Source organism: Virgibacillus sp. GM2-2 (genome assembly GCF_055329585.1).
This window is the reverse complement of record NZ_JBUZWC010000001.1, coordinates 413,035-431,975: the sequence shown is the minus strand read 5'-3', so window position 1 is coordinate 431,975 and position 18,941 is coordinate 413,035. Positions and strand designations below refer to the sequence as shown.

Genomic DNA, 18,941 nt, shown 5'->3' with positions numbered 1-18,941 from the left:
TGGGGTCACACCGATGCCTTTCCTCCCGCAGGAGTCTACGTATATTTCCGGAGCTAATACAATTCATTGTTCGTTGTTTAAATTGGTAGTTTTAGTTTTGTCTCATCCTCATTTTAAAAGTCAGAAAATATAAACGAAAAATTGTCTAGCTCCAGCGCCCAGCCCCTAGCAAATAGTTAGTCAAGATGAACGTAGGTGAAAAGCGCCCTACTTTTCACTTGCCTATCTATTTGTGCGGTGCTGATCGGGCGCTTGCGCTTTTCGTGTCTAGCTCCAGCGCCCAGCCCCTAGCAAATAGATAGTCAAGATGAACATAGGGGAAAAGCACCCTACTTTTCACTTGCCTATCTATTTGTACGGTGCTGATCGGGCGCTTATGCTTTTCTTAATTGATGGAGGTGAATAGATGGCCAGACAAAGTGACCAATCACAAAAATGGGCAATAACACTTTTCACTATCGGTGTATTTATGGCTGGATTAGATAATGGAATTATTAGTACAGCACTAACAACCATAAATGACTCATTTAATGTATCTCCGTCGTGGGGAGCGTGGAGCATAACCATTTATACACTTGGTATTGCGGTAAGTGTACCGATTATTGGTAAGTTATCGGATCGATTTGGCCGTAAGCGGCTTTTTATTATAGAAATAAGTTTGTTCGCGCTTGGATCCTTATTAGTAGCTTTAAGTCCTTCCTTTACTTTTCTTATAATTGCACGTTTAATCCAATCCATTGGTGGAGGTGGAATATTTATAATAGGTAGTTCCTATATTCTTGCAACACTACCAAAAGAAAAACAAGGGCGTGCACTTGGATTATTGGGTGGTATGAATGGTATAGCAGCAGTAATCGGTCCCAACTTAGGTGCGGTTATTCTAGATTTAACTGGATCATGGCATTGGTTATTCCTGATTAACCTTCCAATTGCATTATTTTTAATCGTCGCTGGTATTACTAAACTTGAAGAAACATTTCCAGGGGACTCAAAAGCACTCGACTTTGTTGGGAGTGTTCTATTAGCTGGAGCGATTCTTTCATTTATGTATGGAATTACAAGTTTGGGTGGACAAAACCTTATACTGACAAGTGGAATTTTTATTGTACTTGGAATAGTACTATTTGTGTTTTTTCTATTATATGAACGAAAACTAGAATTAGGTGGGGGAGACCCAATAATTGCATTTTCGTTAGTTAAAAGAAACTTGTTTCAGATGACTTTGTTACTAGGATTATTATCAGGTGGATTTCTTGCAGGAATTATTTTTATTCCGGCTTATGTGCAACAAGTTTTAAATGTGCCAGTAGAAAATGCGGGTTACTGGCTAACCCCGCTTGCATTGGCATCAGGAATTGGAGCTGGTCTTGGTGGTTATTTAACAGATAAGCGAGGTGCTGCGCAAGCTATTATCTATTCTGGAATATTAGGTATTATTGGATTTTTTATGTTTCCGTTATGGGTTAATGGTTTAGGCTCATTTATTGTTGCAAGTATTTTCGCTGGAGTTGGATTAGGAGTATTACTTGGTGCACCACTCAATGTTCTTGTTGGAGAAAGTGCTAAACAATCAGAACAAGGTTCAGCACTAGGGACATTATCGTTGATTCGTCAAATCGGACTTACTATATTTCCAGCTATTTATGCTGGATACATTACAACAAGCTTGACTAGTATTGAACCAGTAATTTCTGAGAAATTCGGAGAAGATGTCCTCAAGCTTGAATCTGCAAACCATGTAAACTATAGCGATATCAAAGGAAATATTGAACAAGCATCCAGTAATACCGTACAGGAACAACTTAATTCTATCGTAACGACTATAATGCAAGATGGATTCGATTACCTTTTCATTACCGCTGGATCAATGGCTGTGTTTGTAGTCTTAATCGGACTTTATGTTACAAGAAATAATAAAGAGAAAGTAGCAAAATAATAGCTACAATCAAAGCGGCAGTTTGAAATGCAATAAAACGATAAAAAGTTAAGCTAATCCGAGTAGAAGGTGGTGGAGACCCTTCCATTTCAGCAAGATAATCTCTGTTTTTTGACATAACTTGACGGAAACGGCGAAAGCTCCACGTTATCCCATCAAAGAATCTTCCCTTAATAACGAATAGAAAGAGCATTAATATGACATAGGTTAACGATACGTAAAATAACGAATCTATAAAATACTTTAATGTATAGTCTGGGGCAGAGGATAAAAATATAATGATGCTTAGCAATATGTTTAATGAGAAAAAGATCCATTTGTTCAGTAAGTTTTTCATAAGCGTACACCTTTCTAATGAAATATCTACCATTATAGCAAATATGATTACCATAATGTAATGAAAACTGGGATTAAAGAATAATGTATTATGAACCGAATAATGAAAAAAGTAAGTAAAATTATATAGGTAAAAAGACCTATTTTTTGTAACCAAAATGTTACTCTAGTAGAGTTTTATAAATTTTTGTTAAAAAAAGTAATGCAAAATAGTTTGAAAAATTGTATAATGCTAATTGTAGATAATTTGTCTACAAAACTACTAGTTAGAAAACACATAAAGGGGAGGTCAACATACCATGAAATTGTCTAAATTTTCATTACTCTTAGCACTAGGATTATTGCTAAGTATATTCATGGTTGCATGCTCTGGTGGAGACGAGGGCGGCACAAGTTCAGATGACGGTAATAAGTCAGCTGACGGCGGAGAAGAAGTAGAACAGGTTCTTAACCTGATTAATGGAGATACAATTCCTACAATGGATGCTTCATTAGCTACTGACGAGTACGCTTTTCAATTTTTAGGAACTACTATGGAAGGTCTATATCGTCTAGGTGAAGGCGCAGAGTTAACACCTGGTATCGCTACTGAGCATTCAGTTAGTGATGACGCATTAACTTGGACGTTCACATTACGTGAAGATGCAGTTTGGGAAAACGGAGATCCTGTAACAGCACATGACTTCGTTTACGCTTGGCAACGTGCAGTAAATCCTGACACTGGTTCTGAGTATGGCCCATACATGATGGGTGGCGTACTTAAAAACGCTACAGCAATTGCAAATGGCGAAAAGCCAGTTGAAGATTTAGGTGTAAAGGCTGAAGGAGATTACACTCTAGTTGTTACACTTGAAAAACCAACACCTTACTTTGAATCATTAACAGCTTTCGGTACTTTCTTACCGTTAAACCAAAAGTTTGTTGAAGAGCAAGGCGATCAATATGCTACTAGCTCTGAGACTTTATTAGCTAACGGACCATTCTTACTAGATGCTTGGAAGAGTACTTCACAAAACTGGAATCTAGTTAAGAACGAAAAGTATTGGGATGCTGAAACTGTACAATTAGAAAAAATGACGTATGATGTTGTAAAAGATCCACAAGTTGGAGTAGATTTATACGAAAAAGGCGAAGTAGACCGTGCAGGTATCTCTTCTGACCTAGTTGATCAATACTCTTCACATGAAGACTTTACAATTACAGAAGAAGCAACATTATTCTATCTGAAGTTTAACCAAACTACTTCTGATGCACTTGCTAACGTGAATATCCGTAAGGCACTTAGCATGTCTATCAACAAGCAAGCTCTTGTAGATGAAGTAATCAATAACGGTTCTGTAGTTTCTAATGGATATGTACCAAAGAACTTTTCATTCCATCCTGAAACTGGTGAAGATTTCCGTGAAATCAACGGACCTCTTGTAGAATTTAACAAAGAAAAAGCACAAGAACTTTGGAAAAAAGGTCTTGAAGAAATCGGTAAAACAGAAGTTAGCCTTGAGTTCCTTGGTGGAGACGGCGAAACTACTAAATTGATGAACGAATTCCTTGCTAACCAAATGGAAACAAACCTTCCAGGGTTAGAAGTTACATTAAAGCAAGTTCCATTCGAACAACGTTTAGAACTTGATACAAACATGGACTATCAAATTCAATTCTCTGGTTGGGGTCCTGACTATCTTGATCCATACACTTGGTTGAACCTATGGTTGACTGACGGTGGAAATAACAAGATGGGTTACTCAAATCCTGAGTATGATAAACTAGTTCAAAGCACTGTAAACGAATTAGCTCTTGAGCCAGTTAAGCGTTTTGAAGCATTCTTAGAAGCTGAAAAGATTTTAGCTGAAGATGCAGCAGTTGCTCCATTGTATCAAAGTGCTCGTGCTCAATTGATCTCACCTAAAATTCAAGGTGTAGTTCACAACCCAATGGGTGCTACGTATGAGTACAAGTGGGCTAGCGTTGGATCAGCTGAATAACCAAGTTTTATATTCTATAATATAATTTGAATATGCTGGGTTATAAAATGGTAAAAGAGAGTATATTCCATTGTGGCATATACTCTCTTTTCCAATGGTCATAAAGAGTCTTATAATTATAAACAATCGAAGTTTTTCAACATGAATCGACAAAATTCCTTGGGAGGTGCAAGTATGACACGATATATATTAAAACGCGTTATGTATATGGCGATCACGTTATTTTTAATTGCTACAATTTCGTTCTTCCTTATGAAACTATTACCAGGAAGTCCACTAGCAGCTGAAAACAAACTATCTGAAGAACAAGCAGCTATTGTGTTAGAAAAATACGGGCTGAATGATCCAGTCCCAATTCAATACTTGAATTATATGGCAGGACTTGTACAAGGTGATTTAGGAATATCATTTGCTTTCTCTAACACACCAGTTACAGAAATAATTATGGATCGAATTCCACCTTCACTACAGATAGGTTTTCAAGCAATGTTAGTTGGTACATTACTAGGAATTCTTCTTGGTCTAATAGCCTCTGTATTCCATAATGGTTTTCTCGACTATAGTTCCACAATATTGGCAGTACTAGGTACATCGATACCTTCGTTCGTATTTGCAGGACTTTTACAGTGGGTATTTGCGGTAAAACTAGGGTGGTTCCCTGTAGCCCTCTGGGAAGGATTCGAGTATTCGATTCTACCAACGGTTGCATTATTAATCTTCCCGATGGCCGTTGCAGCACGTTTTACCCGTACGGAAATGCTTGAAGTATTAGGGTCTGACTTCATTTTAACAGCCCGAGCAAAAGGGGTTACTGAAACAGGGATAGTATTTAAACATGGACTTCGTAATGCGTTAATTCCATTGGTAACGGTAATGGGACCAATGGCGGTTGGTTTAATGACAGGTACACTAGTTATTGAACAAATCTTTGCAATTCCAGGACTTGGTGAACAGTTCGTTTCATCCGTTATGGTAAATGATTATCCAACAATTATGGGAACTACATTACTCTTTGCATTTTTATTTATAGTAATTATTTTAGTAGTCGACCTTCTTTACGGAGTAATCGACCCTAGAATTAGAGTTTCAGGAGGGGAGAAATAAACATGGATCAGAATAAAATACCTAAAGAACTGTTTGAACCCCTCAAAAGAGAAGAAGATGCAAGTGAAAAGATAGAGAAACCGAGTAGAACTTTTTTGCAGGATGCGACGAGAACATTTTTGAAAAACAAACTAGCTATTGTTTCAGTAGTTGTCCTTTTAATTATAATGTTCTTTAGTTTTTTCGGGCCAGGTATGAACAAATGGGGTTATAATGACCAGGATGTTACTCGTGGAACTATGCCTCCACGTGTAAGTTGGTTAGACCATATTGAATGGTTAGGATTCGACGGTACCCTAAGTACAGAATACTCTGGGGATACTGTGGAAGATGCAACACAAAAAGCATATATGCGTTATGACAACAACAAAGAATATATTGATATTGAAGTACAAGATCAAGGTGATGGATCGAATAACTCTGCGACAGTTGAGGCAACGTATCACGTTTATCAAGCAAAAAATCTGGATGATACTTATTTTTGGTTAGGAACAGATAACCTTGGGCGTGACCAATGGACGAGGTTGTGGAAAGGTACACGTATCTCGCTTTATATTGCCTTTTTAGCAGCAGCAATTGACCTTATTATTGGTGTAGCGTATGGTGGAATTTCAGGATATGCTGGTGGTCGTGTTGATAATATTATGCAACGAATTATTGAAGTACTTGTTGGTATACCAAACCTCGTTGTAATTCTATTGATGATTATCGTACTGCAACCAGGTATTATTTCCATAACGATAGCTCTGACAATAACCGGTTGGATTGGAATGGCCAGGATTGTCCGAGGGGAAGTACTAAAAATAAAGAATATGGAATATGTATTAGCATCACGAACACTTGGTACAAAGGCATCTAAGATAATTACCAAACATTTAATGCCTAATATAAGTGGTGTAATTATTATTAATACGATGTTTACAATTCCAAATGCGATATTCTTCGAAGCTTTCTTAAGTTTTATCGGCCTTGGAATAGTGCCTCCAGAGGCATCATTAGGAACGTTAATTGATAGTGGATTTGATTATATTCGAATTTACCCATTCTTACTGTTATATCCAGCTATTGTGATTTCCTTAATCATGATTGCATTTAACATTATTGCAGATGGTTTACGCGATGCATTTGATCCAAAAATGCACAAATAATAAGGCAGGTGTATATAAATGAGTAAATTATTAGAGGTAAATGATCTAAACGTATCATTTAACACCTTTGGTGGCGAAGTACAGGCGGTACGAGGCGTATCCTTTGATATTAAAAAAGGTGAAACGCTTGCTATTGTTGGTGAATCTGGATCAGGTAAGTCTGTAACTACAAAAGCAATTATGCGCCTACTTCCAAAACCACAAGGTGTTATTAAAGAAGGGTCAATACTTTTTGAAGGTGATGACCTAGTAAAGAAGACAGAAAAAGAAATGCAAAAAATTCGCGGTAAAGATATTTCCATGATTTTTCAGGATCCAATGTCTTCATTGAACCCTACAATGAAAATTGGAAACCAAATTATGGAAGGCTTAATGAAGCACCAAAAAATGAATAAAAAAGATGCAAGTGAACGGGCAGTTGAGTTATTGAAGCTTGTAGGAATACCACAGGCTGAAAAACGCTTACATCAGTATCCACACCAATTTTCTGGTGGTATGCGTCAGCGTGTTGTTGTAGCGATTGCACTTGCTTGTAATCCAAAGCTATTAATCGCTGATGAACCAACAACAGCGTTAGACGTAACAATTCAGGCTCAAATCTTAGAGTTAATGAAGGATATTCAAAAAGAAACAGATAGTGCTATTGTTTTTATTACACATGACCTTGGTGTTGTAGCAAACGTAGCAGACCGAGTTGCGGTTATGTATGCAGGAAGAATTGTTGAAATCGGAACGACCGAAGAAATATTCTATAATCCAAAACATCCATATACATGGGGATTGTTAGGTTCTATGCCTACACTAGATAATAGTACAGAGGACTTAATTGCCATTCCTGGTAGTCCTCCAGACATGACAAATCCACCTAAAGGTGATGCATTTGCACCGAGAAATGAATATGCACTAAAAATCGATGAAGAAATGCAACCACCTATGTTCAAGGTGTCAGAAACGCATTCAGCTGCGACTTGGTTATTGCATGAAGATGCACCTAAAATTGAACCTCCTGCAGCAGTGCAAAAGCGTATACAGGGAATTTCATCAACCGGTGAAACTCCAGATGTGAAGGACGGTGAAATTCATGGCAGCTGAACAGGAAAAGTTACTAGAGGTTAGTAACCTGAAGCGTCATTTTAAAATTGGAAGAAAAGGTATCGTCAAAGCTGTTGACGGTCTTAACTTTGATATATATAAAGGTGAAACATTTGGATTAGTTGGTGAATCTGGTTGTGGTAAGTCAACAACTGGAAGAACAATTATTAAGTTATATGAAGCAACTGATGGAAGTGTAAAGTTTAAGGGCGAAGACGTTCATGGTAAAAAATCAACCGAAGAAATGAAGAAATTCAATCGTAAAATGCAAATGATTTTCCAGGATCCTTCTTCTTCTCTAAACCCTAGAATGACTGTTATGGACATCATTGCAGAAGGAATTGATGTTCACGGCTTAGCTAAAAATGATAAAGAACGTAAAAAGCGCGTGGAAGAACTACTTGAAACTGTTGGTTTGAATAAAGAACACGCTACTCGTTTCCCGCATGAATTTAGTGGTGGACAGCGTCAACGTATTGGTATTGCTCGCGCACTAGCTGTAGAGCCAGAATTTATCATTGCCGATGAACCCATTTCTGCACTTGACGTGTCGATTCAGGCACAGGTAGTAAACTTATTGAAAAAATTACAACGCGACTACGGACTAACTTACTTATTTATCGCCCATGATTTATCCATGGTAAAATATTTAAGTGACCGTATTGGTGTTATGTACTATGGTAATATGGTAGAGCTTGCCGATAGTGATGAATTATATAAGAATCCAATACATCCTTATACAAAGTCATTGCTTTCTGCGATTCCATTACCAGATCCAGATTATGAACGTAACCGTAAACGAATCGAATACGATCCGACTATTCATAATGTGGATGAAGAAATGGAGTTTAGAGAAGTTGCGCCACGACATTGGGTTCGTTGCACACCTTCAGAATTTGAGAAATATAAAAAAGAATTAGCTTCAAAATAATAAAAAAGTCTTGCTATTTTACTAGATAGCAAGACTTTTTTTGTAACGTCAAAAAGTATAAATTATGGTAGATCTTATAAGAATGTATAAAATCTGTCCAGCGTAAGCGGACTAGACACTCGAGACATAAGCAGTCCACTTCCGTGTGGTAAAAACCACCATACGGAAGTGTTCTGCTTATACTTGCGCTTTTCTTATGCCTAACATATAAAATACCCGTTATATTCAATAAAAAACATTACAGGAAGTAGCAAAAAAATAGTGATATTTTGTGTAAAAATTCATGGTAATTACATAAATTATAGGTCTAAACACCTAATAGATTGTAATACAAGACGACTTTGTTACCAATCTATCACATTTGTAATATTCCAAGGCTATTTTAGTAATTCTTGTAATAGACTCTTAACTTCCTTGTAACTGCATTGGTTATCCCCCTGTGATAGTATAGGCAATGTCAGAAATTTGAGGAGGGACAACCTATGAAGAAGTTAGTAGCAAGTATAGCTACGGGTATCATTATTGCTGGCGCAGGAATGACAAGTGTCTCAGCTGAGGAGTATCAAGTAGAAAAAGGAGATAGCCTCTGGGACATTGCAAATGAATACAACACTACCGTTGAAAATTTAATTGATATAAACGCATTAAAAACTACTGTGATTCAACCAAAACAAAAATTATTCATAAATGAAACATATAAGGTTGAGGAAGGCGATACATTAATTGGTATTGGCGAAAAATTTGATGTTAATCCAGAAGACATCAAAGAATGGAACGATTTAGATTCTAACTTAATTGTTATTGGCCAAGAACTTACTATTAATGGTGTCAACATAGATCAAGATCAGGATAATCAGCCAGCGAAAGCAGTAGAAACAAAGACTGTAGAAAAACCTGAACCTAAAACAGAATCTATTGAAGTAGAAAATACTAGCAATGAAGAAGATAATAGCCCTGAAGGCAAAACAATAACAGTAGAAGCAACTGCATATACAGCTGATTGTGCAGGATGCTCTGGTGTAACTGCAACAGGAATTGACTTAAATGCTAATCCAAATGCAAAAGTAATAGCTGTGGATCCAAATGTTATTCCATTAGGATCTAAAGTATATGTTGAAGGTTATGGCCGTGCTGTAGCTGGAGACATCGGTGGTGGAATTAACGGGAATGAGATTGATATCCATGTACAAACGAAAGATGAAGCATATGCATGGGGTAGAAAATCAGTTGAAGTAACAATATTAGATTAATAAAAACTAAATATAGCGTCAGCAAAAAATATGAAAGGAAAGCAATCTATAGTAAGTTGCTTTCCTTTTTTATATAAACTAAAACTTAAAGTTTAATTGATGTGTTTGAAGTATCTTTTTCAATTGTTTGATTTGGATCATCTGATTGTGTGTAGCCCATAACTCCAAATCCAATAATCAGCATAAGAAATACGGCAACTAAAACTCTTTTCATGACTTTCCCCCCATCCAATTTATCTTATGGATTTAGTATAATAAAAATATTCTTGGTTTACTATGGTTTTTTGTGACAATTTTAGACGAATTTCTTACAAAATTGAAAGGTTTTTTCTAAGATGTACATACTATTGGTTAAACCTGCTCTCATTAAACATAACTAGTGAAATATGATAAACTATAAAAGGAAATATACGGGCACATTTGTGTTTGTTGAATAGAGCGCTTACATAGAAGGAGGAAATTTTAGATGTCAAGTAAAATATTAGATTCATTTTTAGATGAAAACATTGCCGAATTAAAGGAAAAAGGACTTTACAATGATATTGAACCAGTGCAGGGTCCAAATGGTCCAATCATTACGTTAGACGGGAAAAAACTGATAAATTTATCTTCAAACAATTATTTAGGATTGGCTACAGATGATCGCTTGAAAAAGATTGCGAAAGAGGCGGTTGATTCGCATGGTGTCGGTGCTGGCGCTGTTCGTACTATTAACGGAACACTAGACCTACATGTTGAGCTTGAGAAAAAGCTTGCGGAATTCAAAGGTACAGAATCTGCTATTGCGTATCAGTCAGGATTCAATTGTAATATGGCCGCGATTTCAGCAGTAATGGATAAGAACGATGCCATTCTTTCTGACGAATTGAATCACGCTTCTATCATCGATGGTTGCCGTTTATCTAAAGCAAAAATTATTCGCGTGAATCATTCAGATATGGATGACTTGCGTAAAAAGGCAAAAGAAGCCGTGGAATCAGGTCAGTACAATAAAGTAATGGTTATAACTGATGGTGTATTTTCCATGGATGGGGATGTTGCAAAGCTTCCAGAAATCGTGGACATTGCTGAAGAATTTGACTTGATTACTTATGTAGACGATGCACACGGGTCAGGTGTCCTTGGAAAAGGTGCTGGAACGGTGAAGCATTTCGGTTTACAAGACCGTGTCGATTTTCAAATGGGAACACTTTCTAAAGCAATTGGTGTCGTAGGTGGATATGTTGCAGGTAAAGCGAATTTAATCGATTGGTTAAAGGTTCGTTCACGTCCATTCTTATTCTCAACTGCGGTTACTCCAGCTGATGCTGCTGCAAGCACAAAAGCAATTGAATTGTTAATGGAAAGCACAGAACTGAATGAGAAGCTTTGGGAAAATAGTGAATACCTGAAAGAAGGCTTGAAAAACTTAGGCTTTGACATTGGAAATAGTGAAACACCAATTACACCATGTATTATTGGTGATGAAGTAGCAACGCAAAAATTCAGTAAAAAGCTTTACGAAGAAGGGGTATATGCAAAATCAATCGTATTCCCAACGGTACCACGAGGGACTGGCCGAGTACGTAATATGCCAAGTGCTGCACATACAAAGGAAATGCTTGATGACGCAATTCGCATCTATGAAAAAGTCGGGAAAGAGCTTGGGATTATTTCGTAAGGTGTTTTAATTATTGTTTTGACACAAAATTTATATAATGCGAAGTAATTTTCGAGCGTACTGGAATGAATGCGATTGAGTGCAGGATGGCGGCTAGCGGACACACGATTCCTTATTTGTGATAAAGAAGGGTAAATTCGGTTGTTATCGGACTCAGGATTCTTTATTGGGCTAAAAACAGTTGAAAGTCATGTTTTATAGCTGAATAAGGCATCGTGTGTCCGTTAATCCTTAAAATGAACCAAAATAAGGTAAATAAGACATCCTCAGTCCGGTACCATCAGTGTTCTTGACGTACATGCACCAAACTAGTTCGCATTATAGATCAATTACGACGATTAAAAACAAGTTTTACAAAGTGAGACGAATGAAAACAAAACAGCTAGCAGATAGAACAGTCGGAGGTAAAAACGGATGAAAAAGATTTTGGTAACAGGGGCTTTGGGGCAAATCGGCTCTGAGCTTGTCACGAAATTACGAGAAACGTACGGTAAAGAAAATGTAGTAGCTTCAGATATACGTAAAAAAGAAGATCATAATGATGCAGAAGGTCCATTTGAAATTGTTGATGTAACTGATTATGACCGATTATTGGAAGTTTGTAAACAATATGATGTTGACACATTGATGCATTTAGCAGCATTACTATCAGCAAAGGCAGAAGCAATGCCTAAAAAAGCATGGGATTTAAATATGGGTGGCTTAGTAAATGCACTTGAAGTTGCACGTGAATTGCAACTACAATTTTTCACACCAAGTTCAATTGGGGCATTTGGACCAGAAACACCAAAAGACGATACACCTCAAGATACAGTGCAACGTCCAACAACGATGTACGGTGTAAACAAAGTATCTGGTGAATTGTTATGTGATTATTATTATTCACGGTTTGGCGTAGATACACGTGGTGTGCGTTTTCCTGGCCTAATTTCTTATGTTACACCACCAGGTGGAGGGACGACAGATTATTCGGTTGAGATCTATTACGAAGCAGTGAAAAATAAATCATATACCTCCTATATTGGAGAAGGTACATATATGGATATGATGTACATGCCTGATGCACTAAACGCGATTATTCAGCTTATGGAAGCAGATGCAAGTAAATTGAAGCACCGAAACGCATTCAATATTTCTGCTATCTCCGCTGAACCAGAAGATTTTGCAAAAGCGATTCAAAAACATATTCCAGAATTTAAGTTGGATTATGATGTTGACCCCGTTCGTCAGAGTATAGCAGAAAGCTGGCCGAACCGTATCGATTCTTCTGCTGCAGCAGAAGAGTGGGGATTTAAAGCAGAGTATGATATTGATAAGATGACAAAGGATATGTTGGAAAAGATTGAGGCGAAATTAAATAAGCGTGTTTAATGAATGGAGAAGCTCAGTTGCGAAAAACTGGGCTCCTTTTTTATAACGTCAAAAAAAATAACGTTCTTTGCTTCTGAGGAGTCTGAAGCGTTGTCCGGAGTGGAAATCAATAGTAGCAACTAGTTTTTTAACCATTATTTTGCAAGGTGTAAACCTTATCGTTCCTGTTAAATTAAGTAGTTTTATACTCTTCATAAAATAAAAATCTAGTAATTCAGCAGGATAATAGAACCAATTTTCAAATAGTTCATATTAATCATGTAAATTTAGTAGATTCTCTTTATAATAGTCTTATACTATTTTGGGAGGCGTTTATTTGAAAAAAAGGTATGTAATTCCAGTTGTATTATCATCAACACTTTTGGCAGGTTCATTTACTAGTAATTTGCTTGCAGTTGAAAAGAGTAATGTTATTTCTAGTAATGTACAAGCCCAAAAAGTTTGGAATGAAAATGCGAATGTTCCTCTATTCGTAAAAGTAAAGTTTGCGGAAAAGCAATCCGCGGGGACTAGCGATCGTGCAGTACAGGTTTTAGAGAAGTACGATAAAAAGTTAGGGATTAAAGACCCTAAGCAAAACTTTAAAAAGAAAAGTGTTCAAAAAGATGATTTGGGAATGACTCATGTTCGTTTGCAACAGGTGAAAAATGGTGTGCCTGTCGTGGGTTCGGAGGTAATCGTTCATTACAACAAAGAAAATCAGCCTTTTTTAGTAAATGGTTCACATAATAAAGAGGTAGAAGGAGAATCGATCGATACGAATCCCTCTATCAGCTCGGAGCAAGCATTAGATACAGCTAAAGCAAAAGTAGAGGCACCAAAAGAACTACCTTATGAGCCTACTACGGAATTAGTTATCTATCCTTTTGAAGGAAAAAACAATCTTGCCTATAAGGTTAATGTCAATTTTCTTGGTGAGGAACCAGGGAATTGGATCGTGTTTGTCGATGCGAAAACAGGAGAAGTAATCGACTACTATAATAAGATAATGGATGCTTTTGAAGAAAAGTCACAAATTGGCGCTGGAACGGGTGTATTAGGAGACAAACGACAATTACATGTGACGAAGAAAAAGGCAGATCAGGGTGTAGTGTTTGAGCTTGCCGATGAATCACATGAGGGGCTTGACGGAATTTACACGTATGACGCAGGTAACTCGTGGTCATTCAGAGGACTACCTGGAAACCTTTTTGAAGATAAGGATGCTTCTTGGAAGGATGAGTATCAGAGAGCAGCAGTTGATGCGCATTATAATTCAGAAGAAGTATATGAATATTTTTTGAATGAACATGATCGAAATTCAATCGATGGTGAAGGCGGAGCGATTATTTCTTCCGTTCACTTTGGCGAAAATTATGCAAATGCTTTTTGGAATGGTGAGCAAATGACTTACGGTGATGGGGACGGTGAATTTTTCATACCGCTCTCTGCTGGTCTTGACGTTGCAGCACACGAAATGACCCATGGAGTGACCACACACACAGCTGGATTGCAATACAGATTCCAATCAGGGGCCATTAATGAAGCATTTTCTGATATTTTCGGAGCGCTAATTGATGAAGGTGACTGGGAGATTGGTGAAGACATTATGGCTGAAGGAGCAATTGAGTCTGGAAGGACGTCTCTACGTAGCCTAAGTAACCCAAGTAAATATTCAGTGGGTTCAACATACGCACCTTATGGAAATGGTGAAGGTAAGTATCCATCACATATGGATGAGTATTATGATTTACCACTTCATCTCGATAATGGTGGTGTTCACATCAACTCTTCCATTATTAATCATGCAGCATACTTAACGGGAGTGCAAATCGGAAAAGATAAGCTTGGTAAAATATATTACCGTGCACTAACAACCTATTTGACACCAACATCAAACTTTGTTGATGCACGAAAGGCAGTTGTCCAATCGGCAATTGATATATATGGTGAAGGAAGTGCTGAAGCAATAGCAGCTGCCGACGGATACGATGGAGTTGGAATTTACGCGGATTAATAAAAAAGTGAAACAGGCTTATTCACACATGAAATTCCGTACCGAGTAATATAACATTCAACAGAAAAGCGTCGCAAGAGTATAAACTCTTCCGACGCTTTTATAAATTCTAGACAGCATACATTTTTTCTATATTTTTTTGTAAACCTTTATCCTGCACATATTCATCGTACGTCATTTCTTTATCGACAATACCGCTTGGTGTGATTTCAATCAAGCGATTTGCGATACTATGAACAAACTGATGGTCATGTGATGTGAATAAAATAGATCCTTTAAACTTCATTAATCCATTGTTCAATGCAGTAATCGATTCTAAGTCTAAATGGTTCGTTGGTTCATCAAGCACGAGCACATTTGCATGGCTAAGCATCATTTTTGCTAGCATACAACGCACTTTTTCTCCACCGGAAAGTACATTTGCCTTTTTTAGTGCTTCTTCTCCAGAGAAGAGCATTCTTCCTAGGAATCCACGTAAAAAGGTTTCTGTTTGATCCTCAGGGGAGTATTGACGTAACCAGTCAACTAATGGTAGTTGGTTATCCTCAAAGTATTTCGCGTTATCCTTCGGGAAATAGGATTGAGAGGTAGTAACCCCCCATTTATACGTTCCCGCATCTGGTTCCATATCACCCATAATGATTTTGAACAACGTGGTTTTTGCTATTTCATCACGCCCGATAAATGCAACTTTATCATCTTTGTTAATCGTAAAGCTAACATTATCAAGAATCTTTTTCCCGTCTATCGTTTTGGTCAGCCCTTCAACACGAAGTAAATCATTACCGATTTCGCGTTCAGGTGTGAAGCCAACGTATGGATAACGGCGTGAAGATGGTTTGATGTCATCAAGCGTAATGTTATCTAACAACTTTTTACGTGAAGTTGCCTGCTTTGATTTAGAAGCATTTGCGCTAAATCGTGCGATAAACGTTTGTAACTCTTTAATCTTATCTTCTTTTTTCTTATTTTCTTCCTGAGCCATTTTTAATGCCAATTGGCTTGACTCATACCAGAAATCATAGTTTCCGATATAAATTTGGATTTTTCCATAGTCTACGTCTGCAATATGTGTGCAGACCTTGTTTAAGAAGTGACGGTCATGCGAAACAACGATTACGGTGTTTTCAAAGTTAATTAAGAACTCTTCTAACCACTGAATCGCTTGAATATCTAATCCGTTTGTCGGCTCATCTAGAAGTAGAATATCAGGATTACCAAACAAAGCTTGCGCAAGTAATACTTTTACCTTTTGAGAACCAGTTAAATCAGCCATTTTTACATTGTGTAAATTTTCTTCGATACCTAGACCTTTTAGCAAAACAGCGGCATCTGATTCAGCTTCCCAACCGTTCATTTCGGCAAATTCGCCTTCAAGTTCAGCTGCACGCATACCATCTTCTTCAGAGAAGTCAGCCTTCATGTAGATAGCATCTTTTTCTTGCTTTACCTTATATAATCGTTCATGACCGATTAAAACAGTATCCAGCACTTCCTTATCTTCATAAGCAAAGTGATCCTGCTTTAACACAGCGATACGTTCTCCTGGTGAAAGCGAAACATTTCCACTTTGCGGCTCTACTTCCCCTGATAGCACCTTTAAAAAGGTTGATTTTCCAGCACCGTTCGCCCCAATTAATCCATAGCAATTTCCTGGGGTGAATTTTATATTTACATCCTCGAATAATTTTTTGTCGCCAAATCGTAAACTTACGTTTGAAACATTAATCATATAATCATTTCCTCCATTAAAAAAACATTGCATCAACGCTAGATTACGGGATTTAGACCAATTAGTCAATCTAAATTAATTTTTTCCAAAAAATTGTAGAAAAAGCGGTCGAAATTTCATATAGTAAGAGTAAGAAATCGTATTGTAAAATTATTTTTTATTTTTCAAAAAAGACTATATTTTTTTAAGTAAATGTGTAACAATTAATCAACACTACAAATAAATAAAAAGCATACCGTCATACGGAGGGGAATGCCATGGGGGAAAGAACACTTTACTTTCTCTTTACGGATACCGGAACTTATTTATCGCGTGCGATTAATTACTGTACGAAGGAAGGCTTGAATCATGTATCCATTGCATTTGATGATGGGCTGCAGGAAGTCTACAGTTTTGGTAGGAAAAATCCGAGAAATCCATTTATTGGGGGATTCGTGAAGGAAAATATTCAAAGTGAGTTCTTAAAAAATTCATCATGTGCAATTTATGCATATCATTTACCAGAAGAAGAGTTTCAAAAGGTGAAGATGAAAATTCGTGAAATAGAGCAACAAGCAGGCAATTATAAATATAATTTTTTAGGGCTATTTGGTGTCATGTTGCAAATTGAAATTAACCGAGAACACGCAATGTTCTGCTCGCAATTTGTTGCGACCGTTTTACGAGAAGTGGAAGGATTTAAGCTATCGAAACCAGAATGCTTTACTACACCTGCCGATATTAGAGGATTATCTGGCTTACAATTAGTGTATCAAGGAAAGCTTGGAGAATATAAGAAGGTAGAACCACAAGTAATTAGTGGTGATACTGTTATACGGAAACAATCATTTACATTTTTGGTATCCAAATTATCAAAAGTAAAACGATTCGTGATCAGGTAAGAGAGCCATATGCACATTGTATGGCTCTTTTTATTAGTAAACAAAAGGAGGTCATTTTAAATGGATCGTGGAAGCAATTATCGACTACTAAAGGTGAAAGAGATTTTATTTAATGAGACAGATGACTTTCATGAGGTTGGAATTGATGAACTAAGTGAAAAATTACATAATGTTTCCGGTGAACCAATACCTGTCGATCCGCGCACACTTAAACGCGACTTGGAAATATTAGATGAGCTTGATTTTGAAATTGTAAAAAACAAAGGTAAATTTGGAAAGATATATTACAGTCATCAAACTAGATTGTTTGAAACCTATCAATTGCGACTAATGGTAGATGCAATTTTGTCGGCACGATTTATTACGACGAACGAAAAGAAAAAACTGATTAATAAAATGAAGCAGCTTACAAGTAAATACATAGGAAAAACCTTGCCGGAGCCAATTTTATTTAGTCCCACGACAAACATGGATTACGACCTTGTAAAGCTTAACATCGATTGCGTTCACCGTGCTATATCGGACAAAAAAGTGTTGACGTACAAATATGGTAAATATAACGTGCAGAAGAAATTCGAGTTTCACAGAAACGGAGATCATTATCAAGTTGAGCCATATGCACTGATTTGGCAAAATGATTTCTACTATTTAATTGGTCGTTTCAAAGAAACAAACGAAATTAGACATTATCGATTAGATCGAATTCGAGACATTGATGTGAGCGATCAATCCTTCGTGAAGGACAAGCATTTCCACTTACAGGAATATATTAATCAAAGCTTTCACATGTTTGCTGGTGAAGAAATTTGGATAAAAATTCGTTTTCATTTGGATTTAGTTAATGTGGTTCTCGATCGTTTTGGTAAGGAAGCGGATATTAAAAAGCTAGATGAAGAACATTTCGTATTATCAACAAAAGCAAAGCTATCGGATGGGTTAGTCAACTGGATTTTGACATGGGGAAGTAATGCGAAGGTACTTTCACCAGATTATTTGGTGGATAGAATGAAAGAAAAGATTAAACAGATGCGTGATGTGTATGAAGAAGAGGAATAAACCGTTGGAGGATTACACAACATGAAGAAAATAGCTCTTTATCTTATAACACCTATTATTTCATTTCTTGCGGGTTTTTGTATGTATGTCTTAACAATTAAATTTTTGCTAGGTGGAAAAATCGGTGGCGATGTGGACGCCGTTTTATTCTGGGGTGGCCAAGCATATTTTATTTGTGGAGTACCTTTGTATTTTTTAATCATTTATTATATTGATAATAAATTCACTAACTACAAGTTTTTTCTTTACCCATTTGGATGTATGTTAGGCTTTTTAATCCCTGTCTTAGCTTTCATGATGACTTGGGGATTTGAAGAGTTTTTATCTTTGGATATACTGCCCTTCTATTCATTTTTCATAACATCAGGATTGATTTTTGGAATACTTAATTGGATCTTCAGGAGGGGGCAAAAAAAAGAATTTCCTTTGCAACAAAATGAATAGTTTTATTATTATTCTTAAAAAT

General features: G+C 36.9%; 16 protein-coding genes. 13 read left to right on the top strand and 3 right to left on the bottom strand.

The window, feature by feature from the left end:
* Nucleotides 1–406: 406 nt before the first annotated feature.
* Complete coding sequence (locus tag ACY9Z2_RS01880; protein ID WP_463607901.1) at nt 407–1,936, top strand: MFS transporter; 1,530 nt, start codon at nt 407–409, stop codon at nt 1,934–1,936.
* On the opposite strand, the gene ACY9Z2_RS01875 is transcribed toward ACY9Z2_RS01880, so the two are convergent.
* The gene (locus tag ACY9Z2_RS01875) at nt 1,902–2,273 is read right to left on the bottom strand and encodes a DUF3899 domain-containing protein (protein WP_463607900.1); all 372 of its coding nucleotides are present in this window, start codon (nt 2,271–2,273) and stop codon (nt 1,902–1,904) included. The genes ACY9Z2_RS01880 and ACY9Z2_RS01875 overlap by 35 nt on opposite strands.
* A gap of 298 nt (nt 2,274–2,571) precedes the next feature.
* Between ACY9Z2_RS01875 and ACY9Z2_RS01870 the strand changes: the two genes are divergently transcribed.
* The 6 genes from ACY9Z2_RS01870 (at nt 2,572) to ACY9Z2_RS01845 (ending at nt 9,779) form a co-directional block, all read left to right on the top strand.
* A complete protein-coding gene (locus ACY9Z2_RS01870; protein WP_463607899.1) occupies nt 2,572–4,254 on the top strand; it encodes a peptide ABC transporter substrate-binding protein in 1,683 nt (560 codons plus the stop codon).
* Nucleotides 4,255–4,428: 174 nt separating this feature from the next.
* A complete protein-coding gene (opp3b, locus tag ACY9Z2_RS01865; RefSeq protein ID WP_463607898.1) occupies nt 4,429–5,358 on the top strand; it encodes an oligopeptide ABC transporter permease in 930 nt (309 codons plus the stop codon).
* A 2-nt stretch (nt 5,359–5,360) separates the two neighbouring features.
* Nucleotides 5,361–6,506, top strand: a complete 1,146-nt coding sequence (opp3C, locus tag ACY9Z2_RS01860; RefSeq protein WP_463607897.1) for an oligopeptide ABC transporter permease — start codon at nt 5,361–5,363, stop codon at nt 6,504–6,506.
* A gap of 18 nt (nt 6,507–6,524) precedes the next feature.
* Nucleotides 6,525–7,598: an ABC transporter ATP-binding protein gene (locus ACY9Z2_RS01855; protein WP_463607896.1), complete on the top strand. Its 1,074-nt coding sequence runs from the start codon at nt 6,525–6,527 to the stop codon at nt 7,596–7,598.
* Nucleotides 7,588–8,529, top strand: a complete 942-nt coding sequence (locus ACY9Z2_RS01850) for an ABC transporter ATP-binding protein (protein ID WP_463607895.1) — start codon at nt 7,588–7,590, stop codon at nt 8,527–8,529. Before ACY9Z2_RS01855 ends, ACY9Z2_RS01850 begins: the two co-directional genes overlap by 11 nt.
* 482 nt (nt 8,530–9,011) lie before the next feature.
* On the top strand, nt 9,012–9,779 hold the full coding sequence (locus ACY9Z2_RS01845; protein ID WP_463607894.1) for a LysM peptidoglycan-binding domain-containing protein: 768 nt from the start codon (nt 9,012–9,014) through the stop codon (nt 9,777–9,779).
* Nucleotides 9,780–9,864: 85 nt separating this feature from the next.
* Here the strand turns inward: ACY9Z2_RS01845 and ACY9Z2_RS01840 are convergent, their stop codons facing one another.
* Entirely contained in the window at nt 9,865–9,993 is a 129-nt protein-coding gene (locus ACY9Z2_RS01840; RefSeq protein WP_463607893.1) for a hypothetical protein, read from the bottom strand.
* A 252-nt stretch (nt 9,994–10,245) separates the two neighbouring features.
* Between ACY9Z2_RS01840 and ACY9Z2_RS01835 the strand changes: the two genes are divergently transcribed.
* From ACY9Z2_RS01835 to ACY9Z2_RS01825, 3 genes are all read left to right on the top strand, one after another.
* Nucleotides 10,246–11,439 (top strand): glycine C-acetyltransferase, encoded by a 1,194-nt coding sequence (locus ACY9Z2_RS01835; RefSeq protein ID WP_463607892.1) that lies wholly within the window; start codon nt 10,246–10,248, stop codon nt 11,437–11,439.
* Nucleotides 11,440–11,853: 414 nt separating this feature from the next.
* Complete coding sequence (locus ACY9Z2_RS01830; protein ID WP_463607891.1) at nt 11,854–12,810, top strand: L-threonine 3-dehydrogenase; 957 nt, start codon at nt 11,854–11,856, stop codon at nt 12,808–12,810.
* 316 nt (nt 12,811–13,126) lie between these two features.
* Nucleotides 13,127–14,806 (top strand): M4 family metallopeptidase, encoded by a 1,680-nt coding sequence (locus ACY9Z2_RS01825; RefSeq protein WP_463607890.1) that lies wholly within the window; start codon nt 13,127–13,129, stop codon nt 14,804–14,806.
* A gap of 109 nt (nt 14,807–14,915) precedes the next feature.
* Here the strand turns inward: ACY9Z2_RS01825 and ACY9Z2_RS01820 are convergent, their stop codons facing one another.
* Nucleotides 14,916–16,538, bottom strand: a complete 1,623-nt coding sequence (locus tag ACY9Z2_RS01820; protein ID WP_463607889.1) for an ABC-F family ATP-binding cassette domain-containing protein — start codon at nt 16,536–16,538, stop codon at nt 14,916–14,918.
* 257 nt (nt 16,539–16,795) lie between these two features.
* On the opposite strand from ACY9Z2_RS01820, the gene ACY9Z2_RS01815 reads away from it, so the two are divergent.
* Genes ACY9Z2_RS01815 through ACY9Z2_RS01805 form a run of 3 tightly spaced genes read left to right on the top strand, consistent with a single transcriptional unit; the run spans nt 16,796 to nt 18,919 of the window.
* Nucleotides 16,796–17,419: a hypothetical protein gene (locus ACY9Z2_RS01815; protein WP_463607888.1), complete on the top strand. Its 624-nt coding sequence runs from the start codon at nt 16,796–16,798 to the stop codon at nt 17,417–17,419.
* Between the two features lie 60 nt (nt 17,420–17,479).
* Nucleotides 17,480–18,475: a helix-turn-helix transcriptional regulator gene (locus tag ACY9Z2_RS01810; protein WP_463607887.1), complete on the top strand. Its 996-nt coding sequence runs from the start codon at nt 17,480–17,482 to the stop codon at nt 18,473–18,475.
* Between the two features lie 21 nt (nt 18,476–18,496).
* Nucleotides 18,497–18,919 (top strand): hypothetical protein, encoded by a 423-nt coding sequence (locus tag ACY9Z2_RS01805; RefSeq protein ID WP_463607886.1) that lies wholly within the window; start codon nt 18,497–18,499, stop codon nt 18,917–18,919.
* The last annotated feature ends 22 nt before the right edge of the window (nt 18,920–18,941 follow it).